15 protein-coding genes are annotated in these 17,692 nt (G+C 59.0%); 3 read left to right on the forward strand and 12 right to left on the reverse strand.

Annotated features, from left to right (window positions below; translation table 11 throughout):
• Window positions 1-22: 22 nt before the first annotated feature.
• The 8 genes from rbsK to AC6I8P_RS05560 are packed head-to-tail and all read right to left on the reverse strand — an operon-like array spanning window position 23 to window position 7,961.
• Window positions 23-997, reverse strand: a complete 975-nt coding sequence (gene rbsK / locus AC6I8P_RS05525; protein ID WP_058781764.1) for a ribokinase — start codon at window positions 995-997, stop codon at window positions 23-25.
• On the reverse strand, window positions 994-1,890 hold the full coding sequence (gene alsK / locus AC6I8P_RS05530) for an allose kinase (RefSeq protein ID WP_021508057.1): 897 nt from the start codon (window positions 1,888-1,890) through the stop codon (window positions 994-996). Before alsK ends, rbsK begins: the two co-directional genes overlap by 4 nt.
• Entirely contained in the window at window positions 1,887-2,579 is a 693-nt protein-coding gene (gene alsE / locus AC6I8P_RS05535) for a D-allulose 6-phosphate 3-epimerase (RefSeq protein ID WP_031279804.1), read from the reverse strand. The genes alsK and alsE overlap by 4 nt, the downstream gene beginning before the upstream one ends.
• Complete coding sequence (locus AC6I8P_RS05540; protein WP_021508059.1) at window positions 2,579-3,628, reverse strand: ABC transporter permease; 1,050 nt, start codon at window positions 3,626-3,628, stop codon at window positions 2,579-2,581. The genes alsE and AC6I8P_RS05540 overlap by 1 nt, the downstream gene beginning before the upstream one ends.
• Before the next feature lie 17 nt (window positions 3,629-3,645).
• Window positions 3,646-4,635: an ABC transporter permease gene (locus AC6I8P_RS05545; protein WP_498031042.1), complete on the reverse strand. Its 990-nt coding sequence runs from the start codon at window positions 4,633-4,635 to the stop codon at window positions 3,646-3,648.
• Window positions 4,628-6,133 (reverse strand): sugar ABC transporter ATP-binding protein, encoded by a 1,506-nt coding sequence (locus AC6I8P_RS05550; protein ID WP_498031043.1) that lies wholly within the window; start codon window positions 6,131-6,133, stop codon window positions 4,628-4,630. Before AC6I8P_RS05550 ends, AC6I8P_RS05545 begins: the two co-directional genes overlap by 8 nt.
• A gap of 1 nt (window position 6,134) precedes the next feature.
• Window positions 6,135-7,118, reverse strand: a complete 984-nt coding sequence (locus AC6I8P_RS05555) for a substrate-binding domain-containing protein (protein WP_058758342.1) — start codon at window positions 7,116-7,118, stop codon at window positions 6,135-6,137.
• A 12-nt stretch (window positions 7,119-7,130) separates the two neighbouring features.
• Window positions 7,131-7,961: a DeoR/GlpR family DNA-binding transcription regulator gene (locus AC6I8P_RS05560; protein ID WP_021508063.1), complete on the reverse strand. Its 831-nt coding sequence runs from the start codon at window positions 7,959-7,961 to the stop codon at window positions 7,131-7,133.
• Between the two features lie 236 nt (window positions 7,962-8,197).
• Here AC6I8P_RS05560 and AC6I8P_RS05565 point away from each other — a divergent pair, with 236 nt between their 5' ends.
• A complete protein-coding gene (locus AC6I8P_RS05565) occupies window positions 8,198-8,602 on the forward strand; it encodes a hypothetical protein (protein WP_249042763.1) in 405 nt (134 codons plus the stop codon).
• Complete coding sequence (locus AC6I8P_RS05570) at window positions 8,577-9,503, forward strand: DUF1176 domain-containing protein (RefSeq protein ID WP_248295867.1); 927 nt, start codon at window positions 8,577-8,579, stop codon at window positions 9,501-9,503. Before AC6I8P_RS05565 ends, AC6I8P_RS05570 begins: the two co-directional genes overlap by 26 nt.
• Before the next feature lie 192 nt (window positions 9,504-9,695).
• Here AC6I8P_RS05570 and ampH read toward each other — a convergent pair whose 3' ends face one another.
• The 3 genes from ampH to tal all read right to left on the reverse strand — a co-directional run bounded on the left by ampH (window position 9,696) and on the right by tal (window position 14,039).
• On the reverse strand, window positions 9,696-10,865 hold the full coding sequence (gene ampH, locus AC6I8P_RS05575; protein ID WP_166711959.1) for a D-alanyl-D-alanine-carboxypeptidase/endopeptidase AmpH: 1,170 nt from the start codon (window positions 10,863-10,865) through the stop codon (window positions 9,696-9,698).
• 144 nt (window positions 10,866-11,009) lie between these two features.
• A complete protein-coding gene (gene tkt / locus AC6I8P_RS05580) occupies window positions 11,010-13,019 on the reverse strand; it encodes a transketolase (protein ID WP_459746657.1) in 2,010 nt (669 codons plus the stop codon).
• A gap of 69 nt (window positions 13,020-13,088) precedes the next feature.
• The gene (gene tal, locus AC6I8P_RS05585) at window positions 13,089-14,039 is read right to left on the reverse strand and encodes a transaldolase (RefSeq protein ID WP_498031044.1); all 951 of its coding nucleotides are present in this window, start codon (window positions 14,037-14,039) and stop codon (window positions 13,089-13,091) included.
• A gap of 352 nt (window positions 14,040-14,391) precedes the next feature.
• On the opposite strand from tal, the gene maeB reads away from it, so the two are divergent.
• The gene (gene maeB / locus AC6I8P_RS05590) at window positions 14,392-16,671 is read left to right on the forward strand and encodes an NADP-dependent oxaloacetate-decarboxylating malate dehydrogenase (protein ID WP_058781769.1); all 2,280 of its coding nucleotides are present in this window, start codon (window positions 14,392-14,394) and stop codon (window positions 16,669-16,671) included.
• A gap of 72 nt (window positions 16,672-16,743) precedes the next feature.
• Here the strand turns inward: maeB and hemF are convergent, their stop codons facing one another.
• Window positions 16,744-17,664, reverse strand: a complete 921-nt coding sequence (gene hemF / locus AC6I8P_RS05595; protein ID WP_477529506.1) for an oxygen-dependent coproporphyrinogen oxidase — start codon at window positions 17,662-17,664, stop codon at window positions 16,744-16,746.
• Between the last annotated feature and the right edge of the window lie 28 nt (window positions 17,665-17,692).

Consider the following 17,692-nt stretch of genomic DNA (forward strand, 5'->3'; position numbering starts at 1 on the left):
CAGGGCGCAATGCATTGCGCCACTACGCCATGTGCGTGATTTCCGGAGCATTTAACGGCGTTACTTCACACTCCGGATGAGCCTGCATGCGCGCCAGCGCTTCGGCGTAGGAGGGCATGGAATTGGCCGCGCCGGAACGCTCGACGCACAGCGAGGCAAACGCCGCCGCAAACAGCGCCGCCTGCGGTAACGCATCGCCGGACGCCAGGCGCGCCGCCAGTGCGCCGTTGAAGGCATCGCCGGCACCGGTGGTGTCGAGCGGCTGGGCAGGAAACAGCGGAATACGCAGCTGCTGCTCCGCGCTGGAGAGCAGGGCGCCCGCGGTGCCAAGCGTAATAATCACCTGACGCGCGCCCTTACGGTGCAGCACTTCGGCGGCGCGCTGCGCGCTGGCAAAATCGGTCACTTTTATCCCGCTCAGCTGCATCGCTTCGGTGCTGTTGGGCGTTAACAGATCCACCTTAGCCAGCAGCGCATCGCTGACTTTCTGCCACGGTGCCGGATTCAGAATGACAAACGTGCCGCCGGCACGCGCGTTGTCGATCATGCGCTGAATGGCGCTGAGGTTGTTCTCCAGCTGCACCAGCAGAATATCGGCGGCAGCCACGGTGGGCTGACAGCGCGCCACTTCGGCCGCGGTCACGGTGGTATTTGCGCCGGGATAGACCGATATCATGTTCTCGGCATCATCGCCCGCCACGTAAATCAGCGCGTTGCCGGTGGGTTTCTCTTTACAGGTGAACAGTGTAATGGCATCGAAACCGGTCTTCTCCAGATGGCGGCGGGCAAAGGTGCCAAAATCGTCATTACCTACCTTACCGATATAGTGCACGCGCGCCCCGGCGCGCAGCGCGGCGGTGGCCTGGTTGGCCCCTTTGCCGCCGGGCCCCATCATGCTGTTGTGCGCCGTGAGCGATTCGCCCGGCAGGGGGAAACGGTTCATCACCGCGACCACGTCGAGGTTGAACGAGCCAAACACACACACTTTTCCTTTCATTGCGCGCTCCTGAACAGCCGTTCTGCGGCGAGGCAGGCGCCGCGACAGCCGGTGTGATCGGTGGATTGACTGAAGATGATTTTCAAACCATCCCGCGTGGCCGGCGGCCGTAAATGCTGCTGGATCTGACTGCGCAGCTGCGCCAGCGGGAAATCTGCCATCGCCAGCACGCCGCCGCCCAGAATCAGGTACTCCGGATCGAGAATGTTCATCTCGGTGGCGATCAGCTGCGCCAGCCGCTGCACAAACGCCTGCAGCGCCGGGTCAGAACCGTGATGGGTAAACAGCGCCGACATTGGCGTTTGCGCCGCATTGGCCTGCGCCCAGTGGCTCAACCAGTGGCCGGAGGTCACGGTTTCCGCACAGCCATGGTTGCCGCATGGGCAGGGCAGCGCGTTACCGGCCACCGGCACGTGGCCGAGTTCACCGGCTCCGCCATGCTGACCATGGTAGAAGCGGCCGTTGATCCACAGGCTGTTGCCCATGCCGGTGCCAGGATACAGACCTACCGCATTTTCCGGCAGCTGCTCCAGCTGCATTAAATCCCACAGCATCAGATGGTTAACGTCTTTATCCATCGCCACCGGCACGCCCAGTCGTTCACTCAGCAGCGCCGCTACCGGCTGATGATCAAGCGCCTGAATGAACGGCAGTGAAATCACCTGCTGACGATCGCGGCTGAGAATGCCCGGCAGGCCGAGCATTACACCGCTGACCGGCTGCTGCTCCAGCGTTTCCGCAATCAGCTGCCCGAGTGCGGCCAGCGCATCGGGCTGCTGCGCCCAGCTGGCGGTGGGCACTTTACGAAAGCTGCTCCAGATGCGGCCCGCCTCCATCAACTGCAGACGGGTGCCGGTGCCGCCAATGTCGATACCGAGCCAGCGTGTTGTCATGCCGACACCTGCGCCAGGCCCTGCGCTTCATCAATGCTCTCACGCATCATGTTCCACGCGGTGGCGAGATCTTCGTGAATATTAAACAGGCCGGAAGTACCGACAATCAGCACTTCGGCACCGGCACCGACCAGCGTGTTGTAGGTACGCGTATTACAGGAACCGTCGATCTCAATCAGATAGCGGTGGCCGTGCGCCTGCTTCAGCGCCTTCAGCTCCTGTACCTTCTGCACCATCTCCGGAATAAACGGCTGACCGGCATAGCCCGGATCCACCGTCATAACGGTGATTTTATCCAGCAGATGAATGTAATGATGGATAAAGGAGACCGGCGTAGCCGGGTTGAGCACCACGCCCACTTTTTTGCCGTAGCTGCGAATCAGGTTGATAACGCGAAACGCATCACGGTTGATGGTTTCAGCGTGCGGGCAAATGTAATCGGCGCCGGCATTGGCCACCGCTTCAATAAAGTCGGTCGGCTCTTCCACCATCAGATGCACATCGATCGCTACCTGGGTATGCGGGCGGATCTGCTCAATAAAGAACGGCGACAGGGTGATGTTTTTAACGTAGTGACCGTCCATGATGTCGATGTGCAGGAAGTCAGCGCGGGAGTCCAGCACGGCCAGCTGGTGCTTGATCTCCATCAGATTCATACACATCAACGACGGGGAGACTTGAATACGCATCATACTTCCTTTTTTTCGGTCAGAGGATTAAGCGCCGCGGCCAGTTTGCTGAGCCTGACGGCACGGTGATCGTTAAAGCGCGCTTTGAGTTGTTTGAAGGCCAGCACCACCACCAGCACGGCACCCCACATCGCCAGGCTGACATGCTGGCTGATGTTCATCAGGTTGAAGCCGGTGGAGAGCACCTGCAGCGCAATCAGCGCCAGCACCACGCCGGTCACGCGGCCAAAACCGCCGTTGGGATCGGTGCCGCCGAGAATAATGGCCAGTACGGTCAGCAGCAGGTAGGCATCGCCGTAACCCATGCGCGCCGAGTTAAAGCGCGCCATCATGATCAGACCGGCCAGCACGCACAGCAGGCTGGAGATGACATACACCAGCATCACCATACGGTGGGTATTGATGCCGCTGAACCAGGTGGCGTTGATGTTGCTGCCGCCCATGTAGATGCATTTACCGGCGCGGGTTTTGCCGAGGAACAGCGCCAGCAGCGCGGCGGCAACCAGGAATACCCACAGCGGCAGCGGCATGCCCAGCAGCGTGTCTGAGCCGAGCGACTGCACCACCGGCGGCATACCGCTCACCGCCGCACCTTTGGTCAGCCAGATGCCGATGCCGTTGAGCGTCATCATGGTGGCCAGCGTTACCAGAATCGGGTGTGCGCCGATGCGCGTTACCATCACGCCGGTGATCACGCCAATCACGGCGGCAATCACCATCGCGCCGACGATGGCGATAAACAGCCACAGCAGCTGCTGACCGGTACCGGCATCAGCGGGCAGGGCGCTCATCAGGGTCCAGGCGATGAACAGCGCCGTCAGGTTGGCGGTGGCGATGATGGCGAGGTTCAGGCCGCCGCTGAGGATGGCGATAAACATCGCCAGTGTTAACAGGCCGAGCTCCGGCAGCTGAAACGCCATGCTCATAAAGGTCGAATCAGTGAGAAAGCGGCCCGGCAGCATGACGCTGAAGGTGGCCAGCGCCAGCGCAATCAACAGCATCAGGCCGATGTTGGTGCCGTCCGGCCGCAGCGCAGAGAGAGATTTCATGGTGATGGCTCCTCCCGTCAGACGAAACTGACGTCGGTTTCTTTACGTTTTTTGTAGTGGGTGACGGCAATCGCCACCATAATCGTGCCGCCGACCACAATGTTCATGAAGTAGTTGGAGACGCCGATCAGATTGAGGCCGTTTTTCAGGATGGCGATCAGGAATACGCCCATCAGCGTGCCGCTGACCGTGCCTTTGCCGCCCATCAGGCTGGCACCGCCCAGCACCGTCGCAGCCAGCACATCCAGCTCACCGCCGACCAGCGCGTTCGGCACTACTTCACCCATGCGGTACACCTGCACCAGCCCGCCAATCGCCGCCATCGCCCCGAGCCAGCCGTAGGCAAACACGTGAATCAATCCCACGCGGATGCCAATGCGCCGCGCCGATTCCGCATCGCCGCCCACCGCATACAGATGACGGCCCAGATTGGTTTTGTTGAGCAGCAGCGCGGTGAGCCCGGCAATCACCAGCATGATCGCCAGCGGTAAGCCAATCTGAAAACTGTTGCCCTGTACGCTAAACGGCAGCACGCTGCGCAGGGTGATCCACCAGTCCGGCAGCGAGTAGAGGCTTTTGCCGCCGGTAACCCACATCAGCAGACCAAACAGCAGCGACTGCATACTGATGGTGATGATGATCGACACCACGCGCAGCGAGGTGATCAGCAGGGCGTTGATCACGCCAAACAGCGTGCCGCAGACGATAGCCAGCAGAATGCTGAGCAGCGCGTTATCAAACTGGAACTGCACAAACAGCGAGGCGATCAGGTATTGCACCACCGACGCCACGGCGGCGAAGGAGATATCGATACCGCCGGTCACCAGCACCACAAACAGGCCGAGGGCGAAAATGCCGGTAACGGCATAGCTTTCCGCCAGATCCAGCAGGTTCTGCACCGTCAGGAACTGATCGCTGGCCAGCGAGAAGAACACCATGAAAGCCAGCAGCACCCAGGCGAGCCAGCCCTGGCTGGAGTGCGGACGTAAACGAGAGAAATCAGGCATTAATCACCTCCGCCAGCTGTTCCTGCGCCACGGTATCGGGTTGGTATTCGGCATGGATGGTGCCGTCGCGAAAGTGCAGAATGCGGTCGCAGTTGTACCAGACCTCCGGCACTTCGTCGGAAATCAGGATGATCGACAGTCCCTCTTTCGCCAGCTCGTGGATCAGCTGATAGATGCTGGCCTTGGCACCGACATCCACGCCGACGGTCGGCGAGTCGAGGATCAGAATGCGCGGCTGGGTCAGCACCCATTTCGCCAGCACGATTTTTTGCTGGTTGCCGCCGGACAGGGTAAAGATCGCCAGGTTGGGATCGGCCACGCGCACGCCGAGCTGCTGAATCCACTGCAGGATCAGCTTGTTCTTGCGGTATTCGTCGATCAGGTGGAAACGGTTTTGCAGCTTATCGAGAATCGGCAGCACCATGTTGTCGGCCACCGACTGCTGCTGCACCAGGCCGAGCGTCAGGCGATCTTCCGAAACGTAGCCGATACCGGCTTTGATGGCGTCTTCATGCCCGCGAAAACGCACCGGCTTGCTGTCGAGCCAGATTTTGCCGCTGTCCGGTTTGGTCATGCCAAACAGCGACAGCGCCAGTTCGGTGCGGCCGGAGCCGAGCAGGCCGCACAGGCCCAGCACTTCACCGGCGTAGAGTTTGAAATTGACGTCATGATACTGACCGGCGCGCGTCAGCTTCTCTACTTCGAGAATCGCCCGATCGGCGTTGCGCGTTGGCGCTTTTAACTGGTAGTCGAGCTTCAGGCCGGTCATCAGTTCGGTCAGGTGATGCGGCGTCATCTCCCTGGCTGGCCAGCAGCCCATCTTGCGGCCGTCGCGGATCACCGTCACGCGATCCGAAATCTCCAGCACTTCATCCAGCCGGTGACTGACAAACACCACACAGATGTTTTTGTCTTTCAGATAGCGCACGGTGCGCAGCAGCTGATTGACCTCGGTACGCGTCAGCGACGCGGTGGGTTCGTCCATGATCACCAGTCGTGCATCGGCCACCAGCGCGCGGCAAATCGCCACCTGCTGGCGCTGGGCAATCGACAGCGCAGCGACTTTCTCATTCAGATCGAGATCGAATTTCAGCTCATCAATAATGCCGCGCGCGGTGTCGCGCAGCCGGGCCTGACGGTGCCAGCCGAGCAACCCGTTGAGGTTATGCTCAAAGGCGATGTTCTCCGCCACGCTCAAATTGGGGAACAGCGACAGATCCTGGTAAATCACCTGGATACCGAAGTCGCGCGCCTGACGGGTGGTCAGACGCGGGAAACTCTGGCCGTCGCCGAGGGTAATGCGGCTGCCACTGTCCGGGGCGTGCACCCCGGAAATGACTTTAATTAAGGTGCTCTTGCCACAGCCGTTGGTGCCAGCGAGACAGTGCACTTCGCCGGCCAGCAGGGTCAGCGAGATATCGCTCAGTGCGCGGTTGCCACCAAATGTTTTCGACAGGTTGTCGAGCGCAATCAGCGTCTGTGGAGTGACCTCTTGCATGTTACAGCCCCATTTTCACCAGTTTTGGCAGGTTCTCTTTATCGAGACTTTCGGTGTTGTTACCGAGAATGGTGTGCGTCGCCTCATCCACCTTCACTTTGCCCAGCCCTTCAATGGTCATGCCGTCGGTAATTGGCTCTTTTTTCTCCATCATGTCGGCGATACGCACAAATACTTCACCGGCGGTCTGCGGATTCCAGATATAGCCGCCCTTGATAGCACCGCGCTGTACCAGCGACGCGCCCTGGCCCGGGCTGAAGGCGCCGATGACGCACACCTGATCGATCTTGTTGCGGTTCATGACCGCGCGGCCGGCGCCAATCGGTCCCTGAGAACCAAAGGCCATAATGCCTTTCAGATCCGGGTACTTAGACATCAGCTCGTTGGTGGTGCGGATGGAGTCATCCAGCGATTCGCCGACGCCGAATTTGTCGGTCACCAGCTGCATCTTCGGATAGTGCTGTTTCTGGTAGTTGAGCGCGGCGTCGGTCCACTCCTGATGCAGTGGCACCGTCAGGCTGCCGACATACATGGCGTACTTGCCTTCTTCATGCATGCATTTCGCCAGTGCTTTCATATGGTTGATGCCGTGGGTCGGCGCATCGACCAGCTCGAAATCCCAGTTGGCGTCTTTCTGGCCGGGCGATTCGTGGGTAATCACCATGATCCCGGCTTCACGCGCGCGCTTCAGCACCGGCTCAAGCACTTTCGGGTCGTTTGGCACCACGCCGATGATATCGACCTTCTGCGCAATCAAATCTTCAATGGCGCGCACCTGCAGCGCCGGGTCAGCGGCGGTTGGCCCGACCATCCACGCGTCGATGCCGCGTTTTGCCGCTTCACTTTTGATGCCCGCTTCCATGGCGTTGAACCACGGAATACCGCCAATTTTTACCACGATGCCCATGCGGATTTTGTCAGCGGCCTGCGCGCCAGCGGCGGCAAACAGGGCAAGCAGAGAACAGGCGATAAGATGTTTTTTCATAAAGACTCCGGATTAATTTTTTATTAGCTGCATCGAATGGCTGCGTTGCGAGCAATCAATAATATTGACGCCGTTCCACGCCAGTTCTTGTTCCAGCTCTTTGTCTTTTAATTGGTCAGTGATGAGAAAATCCACATCGCGGTAATGACAAATACGCGCGAATGAGGGGCGCAGAAATTTACTGCCGTCCAGCAGCAGATGTTTTCTTTCTGCCGCTAACAACATTTGCTGTTTTAAATGTGCGTTGTTTTCGTTACCTTCGCGTAAATAACCGTCATTGCCCAAACTGCTGCAGGAAAAAAAGATCTTATTGATCTGAAATTCCCGTAGCGGCTGCTCTGCGACGACGCCGTGGAAATCTTCATAACGGTCAGAATATTCTCCACCCAGGCAGATGGTGCGGATACTGCCGCGCGCTGCAAGGGTCTGGACGATTCTGATAGAATTGGTTAACACCGTTAATTCAATATCCGGTAGCTGTCGTGCCAGATACCAGCAGGTGGTACTACTGTCGAGTAATAAACAATCACCGGGGCTGATAAAATCGAGTGCTCGTTTGGCTATCGCCATCTTGGCCTCGACGTTTTCATTCATGCGCTGGCGAAAAGATAGTTCATACTCGTTAATACCGCGTGTATTTCCCTGAATGTTGGCGGCCTGTCGTTTGGCTGGTACTGCACCACCGTGACTGCGCTGTAATACGCCACGTTTCTCCAGCTGCGTTAAATCACGGCGAATGGTTTCCTGCGAAACCTGACACAGCGTGACTAATTCAGCGACAATGACCCGACCATTTAAATTAAGCTCGTCAATAATTCGCTGCTGTCTTTCAATCGGCAACATGACTTCCCTCCGATGGCTATAAATTACTGGATGCCGGAATGTGAAAATGTGGGCTGGGCACGAGTCCGCAGCGACCAACTGGCCCGGCGACATTAAGGTGATTTTCACTGGATTTTTTATGTAAATGAGATCTCTTTATTTCAGATTTGAGTGATCGCATTCACATAAATGCGCGTTATTACGCGAGGGAATGAGAGAGTCCATGCACAGCGTTGACGCTCTGCCAGCACCATAGCATGACCGCTTATGACCGTTTGTGTGTATTTGACCGTTTTGTGAAGGGGGTAAAAATTGTCCGACGAATCCGATTGAGCAGAAATCAGCCGCACCGGATGATGGAGCTGTTGCGCTATTCCACACAGATCGCCCATAAGGCGACGGCTTTTTCAGCAGTTAACTTCGCTTTTCAGGCCACTTCACAGTTTCGGCCTGATGACCGCGCATGCATTGCGCTATCATTTTCTTTCCAGGTATCGGGGATCGTTTTTTTTCATGTCGTATTGGATGAAGTCGCTGCTTTTATTGCCCTTTCTGCTGATTGCCAGCGTACAAGCCGAGCCGCTGCAAAAGTCGTTTTCCGACTGGCAGATCACCTGCAACAACGCGGCGTTCTGCGTGGCACGCAGTTTTCCTGGCGATAATGGCCTGGTGATGACGATTTCGCGTCACGCCGGGGTCAACGATCGGCCGCTGCTGCGCATTGATTACGGCAGCGCCTACAGCGGTGCATTGCCGGGCGCGGCGCTAAAAGACAACCTGCTGCTCGACCAGCGCCGCCTCAATCCGGACCTCAAACACTGGACGGTGGAGCCGCATCATCTGGCCACCAGCAACGCCATCGCCATCGACGAATTTCTCGCCCAGACGCTGGATGCCAGCAATTTACAGCTCACCTATAAAGCCAGCGCCAGTATTCCGCTGCGCGGTATGAAAGCGGCGCTGCTGCTGATGGATGACGTACAGGGGCGGGTTAACGGTGCCAGCGCCTGGGTAAAGCGCGGTGATCGCGTGCAGTGGGATGTGCCACCGCCGCCCTCAATTCCACAGCTGCCGGCACCAATGCCCGCACCCGCGCCGCTGACGCAGCAGGAAACCACCGGCCTGATCGATTACGGAACCTGGCGCATCAACACCGACAACTGCTCGCTCGATCCGCTGCGGCGTGAAGTCAGCGTCGCGCCACTCACCGACAGCAAAGCGCTGCTGCTGGTAAGCTGTGAAACCGGTGCCTACAACGTGATCGATCTGGCGTTTGAAGTCACACGCAGCCAGCCGTATGTGTCGCGCGGCATCACGCTCAACCTGCCGTTTACCCCGCCGTCGCGCACTGATAATCAGCTGGAGCTGGTGAACGCCGAGTTCGATGCCAGTAACGGCCAGCTGTATACCTTCAGTAAAGGGCGTGGTTTAGGCGACTGCGGTGTGGCCACACGCTGGCAGTTTGATGGTAATGCTTTCGTGCTGGCGGAGTATGCGGAGGAGAAGACTTGTGATGCCTGGCATAGTAGTGATGACTGGCCCACCCTCTGGGTGACTCAGTAATCCCCGTCATCCCTCGCACCGCAGGGGCGTTGGCTGCGGCTGTTCACCCCGGTCACTTACCTGAGTAAGCTCCCGGGGATGTCCATCCTTGCCGCCTTCCTGCAGCACGAATGATTTAGGGGAGGGGTCGCAGTAACTGCTCGTCATAACTCACGCTTTGGCTACGGTGACATGACATCAGCTGTCAAAGGCTTAGCGGATATTGCCGATCATCATCGGTGAGCCCGTCTGGTTGCCCACCAGCTCAGCCAGCATGTTGTTGACGCCATCGCTCATCGGGGTGAAGCGGGTCAGCGGCGAGCGCGTCACCACCACAAATACGCCGACGTTGTGCTGTGGCACCATCGCCATGTAGGTGATGAAGCCGCCGCCGCCGCCGGTTTTCTGAATGATGCCCGGATGGCCCGCCTTCGGTGCCATGTAAACCCAGCCCATGCCCAGCGCGTCGGCGCGTCCTGGCACGTCCATGCCTTCCACTTTGGTCAGCTGGTCGCGGCGATAAATCAGCGTTTGCAGCCGATCGATCTGCGGCGTGCGGTGATTCACCGCCGAGTTGAGAAACTGCTGCATCCAGCGTCCCATATCGTCCGGCGTGGAATACACGCCGCCGCTGCCGATGGCTGCCAGCGTGTTATTGCACGGGCTGGCCCCTTTTTCGGCAATCATCAGGCGCTGACACTGATCCGGTGATGGCGTGAAGGTGGTGTCCTTCATGCCGAGCGGACGCGTTACCAGCTGCTGCAGTAGGGCCGGATAAGGCATACCGGCGGCTTTAGCCAGCGCGTCGCCCAGCAGATCGAAGGCGAGGTTGGAGTAAGCCGCCTGCGTGCCCGGCGCGGCTTTTAGCTGCGCACCGCGCAGCCACTGCCAGCGATCCGCTTTGGTTGGCCAGACAAACACCGGACGATGCGGTTTGCCGCCCGGCTGCTCGCGCGGCAGGCTGCTGGTGTGGGTGGCGAGATTGATCAGCCGAATCGGCTGGCCGTTGTAAGTCGGTACGCGGGCACCTGGCGGCGCGTATTTGCTCAGCGGATCGTCAAGGCGAATCTGGCCGCGCTCGGCCATCTTCACCATCACTTCGCTGGTCATCAGTTTGCTCAGCGAGGCGATACGGATCAGTGAGTCCTGCTGTGGGCGCACATTATTGCCGGGACGGGTTTCGCCAAAGCTGGCGAACACGCGCTGATTACCGTCAATTGCCACCAGCGCCATACCGGTCGCACCGCTGCCATAAAAGATATGTTCGGCATAGCGATCAACAATCTGCGAGGCCAGCAGCGGATCGGTCGATACCTGCGCCGCGCTGGTAAAGGGCAGCACGGCAACCATTAAGGCCAGTAAAAAAGGAGTACGTTTTTTCAACGGGAAAGCGTCCGCTATAGGAATCGGAGGAAAACCTATAGTAATCAGTTTGCGCAAAGCGGGAAGGGGGCGGGGCGGATTTTTTTCTGTATCAGGCTGTGAAATAAAACGGCCCTCTCCCGGTAGCGGGAAAGGGCCAGACACTCAGGCAGGCTTAAGCAGCGATTCGGCGTGGCTCACCACGTTCTCGACGGTAAAGCCAAAGGCCGGGAACAGTTTGCCGGCTGGCGCCGATTCGCCGAAGGTGGTCATGCCGACAATTTTGCCGTCGATGCCGACGTATTTGTACCAGTAGTCGGCGATACCGGCTTCAACCGCCACGCGCGCGCGCACGGTGGAAGGCAGCACCGATTCACGATAGGCCACGTCCTGTTTATCGAACACGTCGGTGCTCGGCAGCGACACCACGCGCACCTTGTGGCCGTCGGCGCTGAGTTTCGCTTCGGCGCCCAGCGTGATCTCCACTTCGGAACCGGTGGCAATCAGGATGACGTCCGGCGTGCCGTCACAATCCTTGAGGATGTAACCACCGCGCGCGATGTTCTCTACCTGTTGCGCGCTGCGCTCCGGCTGCAGCAGGTTCTGACGCGACAGAATCAACGCGGTCGGACCGTGATGGCGCTCAATCGCCGCTTTCCACGCCACGGCGGTCTCGACCTGATCGCACGGTCGCCAGGTGCTGAAGTTTGGCGTCACGCGCAGACTGGCCAGCTGTTCAACCGGCTGGTGCGTCGGGCCATCTTCGCCCAGACCAATTGAGTCGTGGGTGTAGACCATAATCTGGCGCGCTTTCATCAGGGCGGCCATGCGCGCTGCGTTACGCGCGTATTCGACGAACATCAGGAAGGTGGCGGTATAAGGCACAAAGCCACCGTGATGCGCGATACCGTTGGCAATGGCCGTCATGCCAAATTCGCGTACGCCGTAATGAATGTAGTTACCGGCGTGATCCTCTTTGATCGGCTTCGAACCGGACCAGATGGTGAGGTTGCTGGGCGCGAGGTCGGCGGAACCGCCGAGGAACTCCGGCAGCAGTTTACCGAAGGCTTCCAGCGTGTTCTGTGAGGCTTTGCGGCTGGCGATTTTCTGCGGGTTAGCCTGCAGATCGCGAATGAACTGGCTGGTTTTGTTTTCCCAGTCAGCCGGCATTTCGCCCTTCAGGCGGCGGCTGAATTCGTCCGCCAGCTGCGGATGCGCCTGCTGATAAGCCGTGAACTTATCTTCCCAGGATTTCTCCTGCGCGGCCCCGGCTTCTCTGGCATCCCACTGCTGATAAATATCCTGCGGGATTTCGAACGGACCGTAGTTCCAGCCGAGCTGTTTACGCGTCAGCGCCACTTCTTCTTCGCCGAGCGCGGCCCCGTGCGACTCCTCTTTGCCGGCTTTGTTTGGCGAGCCAAAGCCGATCACCGTGCGGCAGATAATCAGCGAAGGCTTGTCGGTGACGCTTTGCGCTTCTTTGATGGCCGCCGCGATGGCGTCCGGATCGTGGCCGTCGATGCCTTCGGCGCTGCCCACCACGTGCCAGTTATAAGCTTCAAAACGCTTGTGGGTGTCGTCGGTAAACCAGCCTTCGGTTTCGCCGTCGATGGAGATACCGTTGTGATCGTAGAAGCCAATCAGTTTGCCGAGGCCCAGCGTGCCGGCCAGCGAACAGACTTCATGTGAGATGCCTTCCATCAGACAGCCGTCGCCCATAAACACATAGGTGAAGTGATCGACGATATCGTGGCCAGGCTGGTTAAACTGGGCCGCCAGCGTGCGCTCGGCAATCGCCAGACCGACAGCGTTGGCCAGCCCCTGGCCGAGCGGGCCGGTGGTGGTTTCAACGCCCGGCGTGTAGCCAATTTCCGGGTGGCCCGGCGTTTTTGAGTGTAGCTGGCGGAAGTTTTTCAGCTCTTCCAGCGGCAGATCATAGCCGGTGAGATGCAGCAGGCTATACAGCAGCATCGAGCCGTGCCCGTTAGACAGAATGAAGCGATCGCGATCCGCCCAGGCCGGGTTGGTCGGGTTGTGCTTCAGGAAGTCGCGCCACAGCACTTCGGCGATATCAGCCATGCCCATCGGCATACCTGGGTGGCCGGAATTTGCTTTTTGTACCGCATCCATGCTCAGGGCGCGGATCGCGTTAGCCAACTCTCTGCGTGAAGACATAGGGTTCTCCCTTGTAATTGGGCAAAAGCGGACGGGCCGCAACCCGTCCGGCAGAAGGTGAGTTCAGGATTACAGGCGGGCGGCCAGCACGTCTTCCAGCTTCTGCTGGTCAACGGCAAACTGGCGGATACCGTCGGACAGTTTCTCCACCGCCATCGCATCCTGATTATGCTCCCAGCGGAACTCCGCTTCGGAGAGCGGTGCCGGCTGGTGGAAGCCCTCGGTTGATGGCTCCAGTTTGCGCTCCACCGGCGCTTCGCTGTTGGCCAGCTCTTCCAACAGGTTCGGGGAAATAGTCAGGCGATCGCAGCCAGCAAGCGCCACAATCTGCTCCACTTTACGGAAGCTGGCACCCATGATGACGGTGTTGTAACGGTGCTTTTTGTAGTAGTCGTAAATACGACGCACCGATTTAACGCCCGGATCTTCGTCGACCACATACGGATCGAGCGGTTTGCGCGTGTTGTACCAGTCGTAGATTCGGCCGACAAATGGCGAAATCAGGAACACGCCGGCTTCGGCACAGGCGCGCGCCTGGGCGAAGGAGAACAGCAGCGTCAGGTTACAGTTGATGCCGTTCTTCTCCAGCTCTTCCGCCGCTTTGATGCCTTCCCAGGTGGACGCCAGTTTGATCAGAATACGTGAGCGGTCGATGCCGTTCTCTTCATACAGGCGGACCAGTTTCTCCGCTTTGGTCACACACATGCCACGATCGAAAGAGAGGCGCGCATCCACTTCGGTCGAAACACGGCCCGGTATGCTTTTCAGGATTTCCATACCGAGGTTGATCGCCACTTTATCGCTGGCGTTGATGATTTGCGTCTCTTTGCTGCCGCCCTGTTTTTTCGCGTACTCAATGGCGTCATCAATAAGGTGTTTGTAAGCGTCGAGGCCGGCAGCTTTGAGGATCAGGGATGGGTTAGTGGTGGCATCTTCCGGATGGTAATGGCGAATGGATTCGATATCGCCGCTGTCCGCCACCACGGTGGTGAACTGTTTTAATGCATCTAGCTGGTTCATCGCTTAACTCCTTGATTAGCAATAATGTGGGCAAAACAGGCACCCGGGCAGTCATCGTCTTAGGTGCGCCCTTATCGGGGAAGGGAGGTTCCACACAGTGCAACAGACGCCGGATGAAGAAAATGCGTTTTCTCTGATTGTGACGTCGGGGCGCGTTTCTGATAGTCAGGCCTGCCTGATCGGTTCAGCTCAGCGTTTTGCCACCCTTAAGCATAGCAGGCTGTCCCAAAGCCGCAGGCGAAGCCGTGGCAATCCGTGCCCTGGCGACTGTGCGTTCTTTGAGCGCCTTCACCCTCTTTTGCGCCGCGCGTTCTTATACTGAGGGCTTTTCAGCCGTGCAAAAGGATGTCTGATGGACGATCAACTCAAGCAAAGCGCGCTCGATTTTCACCAATATCCCACCCCCGGAAAAATTCAGGTGTCACCCACTAAGCCGCTGGCGACGCAGCGCGATCTGGCACTGGCCTATTCGCCCGGTGTGGCGGCACCCTGTCTGGAAATTGCCGCCGATCCGCTGGCCGCGCACAAATACACCGCGCGCGGCAATCTGGTGGCGGTGATCTCCAACGGCACGGCGGTGCTGGGGCTCGGTAATATTGGCGCGCTGGCCGGCAAGCCAGTGATGGAAGGCAAGGGCGTGCTGTTCAAAAAGTTTGCTGGCATTGATGTGTTCGACATCGAAATCGACGAGCACGACCCGGACAAGCTGATTGAGGTGATTGCCGCGCTGGAGCCGACGTTCGGCGGCATCAACCTTGAGGACATCAAAGCGCCGGAGTGTTTTTACATTGAGCAGCAGCTGCGGCAGCGCATGCAGATTCCGGTGTTTCATGACGATCAGCACGGCACCGCCATCATCTGTACCGCGGCAGTGCTTAACGGCCTGACCATCGTGAATAAGGCGATTGCCGACGTGCGGCTGGTGGTGTCGGGCGCTGGCGCGTCGGCCATTGCCTGCCTCAATCTGCTGGTGGCGCTTGGCATGCAGCAGAAAAATATCGTGGTGTGTGATTCAAAAGGGGTGATTTACCGCGATCGCGAAGCGGACATGACGCCGACCAAAGCCGCCTATGCCGTGGAAGATAGCGGGGCGCGCACGCTGGATGAGGTGATTGGCGGCGCGGATATTTTCCTTGGCTGCTCCGGTCCGAAAGCCCTGACGCCAGCGATGGTGCAGAAGATGGCGCCGAATCCGCTGATTCTGGCGCTGGCCAATCCGGAGCCGGAGATCATGCCGCCGCTGGCGAAGCAGGTGCGGCCGGATGCGATTATCTGTACCGGGCGCTCGGATTTCCCTAATCAGGTGAATAACGTGCTGTGCTTCCCGTTCATCTTCCGCGGCGCGCTGGACGTCGGTGCCACCGCCATCAACGAAGAGATGAAGCTGGCGGCGGTGCATGCGATTGCCGCCCTGGCGCAGGCGGAACAGAGCGACGTGGTAGCGTCCGCTTACGACGATCAGGATCTGAGCTTTGGCCCGGAATACCTTATTCCCAAACCGTTCGATCCGCGTTTGATTGTGCAGATAGCCCCGGCCGTCGCCAGAGCAGCGATGGATTCCGGCGTGGCGACGCGACCGATTGCTGACTTTGACGCCTACCGCGAGCAGCTCACCGAGTTCGTGTATAAAACCAATCTGTTCATGAAGCCGATCTTCTCGCAGGCGCGCAAAGCGCCGCAGCGCGTGGTGCTGGCGGAAGGTGAAGAGGTGCGGGTGCTGCACGCTACCCAGGAGCTGGTGTCGCTCGGGCTGGCGAAGCCGATCCTGATTGGCCGTCCCAACGTGATTGCCATGCGTTTACAGAAGCAGGGGCTGAAAATCGAGGCCGGGCGTGATTTTGAGATCGTGAACAACGAGTCCGATCCGCGCTTTAAGGAGTACTGGAATGAATATTATCAGCTGATGAAGCGGCGCGGCGTTACGCCGGAAACCGCCCAGCGCGCGGTGATTGGCAATCCCACGCTGATCGGCGCCATCATGGTGCATCGCGGCGAAGCGGACGCGATGATTTGCGGCACCATCGGCGACTACCGCGAACATTACGACGTGGTGGAGAAGGTGTTTGGCTTCCGCGATGACGTCAAGGTCGCCGGGGCGATGAACGCGCTGCTGCTGCCGAGCGGCAACACGTTTATTGCCGATACTTATGTGAATGAGGATCCCAGCGCTGAGCAGCTGGCGGATATCACGCTGCTGGCGGCAGAAACCGTGCGGCGTTTCGGCATCGAACCGCGCGTGGCGCTGCTGTCGCACTCCAGTTTTGGCACTTCGAATGCCCCCGGCGCGCGGAAGATGCGCGAGGCGCTGGCGCTGATTCAGCAGCGAGCGCCGGAACTGGAGATTGACGGCGAGATGCACGGCGATGCAGCGCTGGTGGAGAGTATTCGTCGCGAGCTGATGCCGGACAGCCCGCTGAAAGGTACCGCCAATCTGCTGATCATGCCGAACGTTGAGGCCGCACGCATCAGCTACAACCTGCTGCGCGTGTCCTGCTCGGAAGGGGTGACGGTGGGGCCGGTGCTGATGGGCATCCGCAAGCCGGTGCATGTGCTGACGCGCATCGCCTCGGTGCGGCGCATTGTTAACATGGTGGCGCTGGCGGTGGTGGAGGCGCAGACCGAGCCGTTGTGACCGGCAGGGCAACCCCACGGGGGCGCGTTTTATCGGGTTATTCCGCAGGGTGCGCATGAATGCGCACCTGGCTTATTTTTCCAGCCCCAGCCAGTCCTGCACCGGCAGGAAATCGCGAGTCAGCGCGGCTTCCGGGGAGTCGTCGGCGGGTTGATAATCATATTCCCAGCGCACCAGCGGCGGCATCGACATCAGAATCGATTCGGTGCGACCGCCGGTCTGCAAACCGAATAGCGTGCCGCGATCCCACACCAGATTAAACTCAACGTAGCGGCCCCGGCGATAAAGCTGGAACTGACGCTCGCGCTCGCCCCATGCCACCTGTTTACGCTTTGCCACAATCGGCTGATAGGCCTGCATGAAACCGTTGCCGACCGACTGCATGAAATCAAAGCAGTGGTCAAAATCCGGCGTATTCAAATCATCAAAAAACAGGCCGCCAATGCCGCGCTGCTCGTTGCGGTGTTTCAGGTAGAAATAGTCGTCACACCACTTTTTGTAGCGCGCATAGACGTCGTCGCCAAACGGCTGGCACAGATCGAACGCGGTCTGATGCCAGTGCCGGGCATCTTCTGTGAAACCGTAATAAGGGGTGAGATCGAAACCGCCACCAAACCACCAGACCGGATCGGCGCCCGGCTTTTCGGCAATGAAAAAGCGCACGTTGGCGTGGCTGGTTGGCACATACGGATTTTCCGGATGTACCACCAGCGACACGCCCATCGCTTCGAAGCTGCGGCCTGCCAGCTCCGGGCGGTGCGCGGTGGCTGACGCGGGCATCTGCTCGCCATACACATGGGAGAAATTAACCCCAGCCTGCTCGAACACCTTGCCATTGCGCAGCACGCGGCTGCGTCCGCCGCCGCCGCCGGGGCGTTGCCAGGTGTCTTCGGCAAAGCTGGCGCTGCCGTCTTCCGCCGCCAGACCGGCGCAAATATCATCCTGCAGCGCCAGCAGATAGGCTTTGACGCGCGAAATATCGGGATTGCTCATGGCTCACTCATTGCAAAAATTTGCCGCG

It is taken from the genome of gamma proteobacterium symbiont of Lampromicra miyakona (assembly GCF_059730895.1).

Excerpts from the sequence above, each read along its gene's own strand:
- AC6I8P_RS05540 (WP_021508059.1), bottom strand. The coding sequence starts at position 3,628 with ATGAAATCTCTCTCTGCGCTGCGGCCGGACGGCACCAACATCGGCCTG.
- AC6I8P_RS05560 (WP_021508063.1), bottom strand. The coding sequence starts at position 7,961 with ATGTTGCCGATTGAAAGACAGCAGCGAATTATTGACGAGCTTAATTTA.
- maeB (WP_058781769.1), top strand. The coding sequence starts at position 14,392 with ATGGACGATCAACTCAAGCAAAGCGCGCTCGATTTTCACCAATATCCC.
- tal (WP_498031044.1), bottom strand. The coding sequence starts at position 14,039 with ATGAACCAGCTAGATGCATTAAAACAGTTCACCACCGTGGTGGCGGAC.
- tkt (WP_459746657.1), bottom strand. The coding sequence starts at position 13,019 with ATGTCTTCACGCAGAGAGTTGGCTAACGCGATCCGCGCCCTGAGCATG.
- alsK (WP_021508057.1), bottom strand. The coding sequence starts at position 1,890 with ATGACAACACGCTGGCTCGGTATCGACATTGGCGGCACCGGCACCCGT.
- alsE (WP_031279804.1), bottom strand. The coding sequence starts at position 2,579 with ATGCGTATTCAAGTCTCCCCGTCGTTGATGTGTATGAATCTGATGGAG.
- AC6I8P_RS05565 (WP_249042763.1), top strand. The coding sequence starts at position 8,198 with ATGACCGCTTATGACCGTTTGTGTGTATTTGACCGTTTTGTGAAGGGG.
- AC6I8P_RS05550 (WP_498031043.1), bottom strand. The coding sequence starts at position 6,133 with ATGCAAGAGGTCACTCCACAGACGCTGATTGCGCTCGACAACCTGTCG.
- AC6I8P_RS05555 (WP_058758342.1), bottom strand. The coding sequence starts at position 7,118 with ATGAAAAAACATCTTATCGCCTGTTCTCTGCTTGCCCTGTTTGCCGCC.
- rbsK (WP_058781764.1), bottom strand. The coding sequence starts at position 997 with ATGAAAGGAAAAGTGTGTGTGTTTGGCTCGTTCAACCTCGACGTGGTC.
- hemF (WP_477529506.1), bottom strand. The coding sequence starts at position 17,664 with ATGAGCAATCCCGATATTTCGCGCGTCAAAGCCTATCTGCTGGCGCTG.
- AC6I8P_RS05545 (WP_498031042.1), bottom strand. The coding sequence starts at position 4,635 with ATGCCTGATTTCTCTCGTTTACGTCCGCACTCCAGCCAGGGCTGGCTC.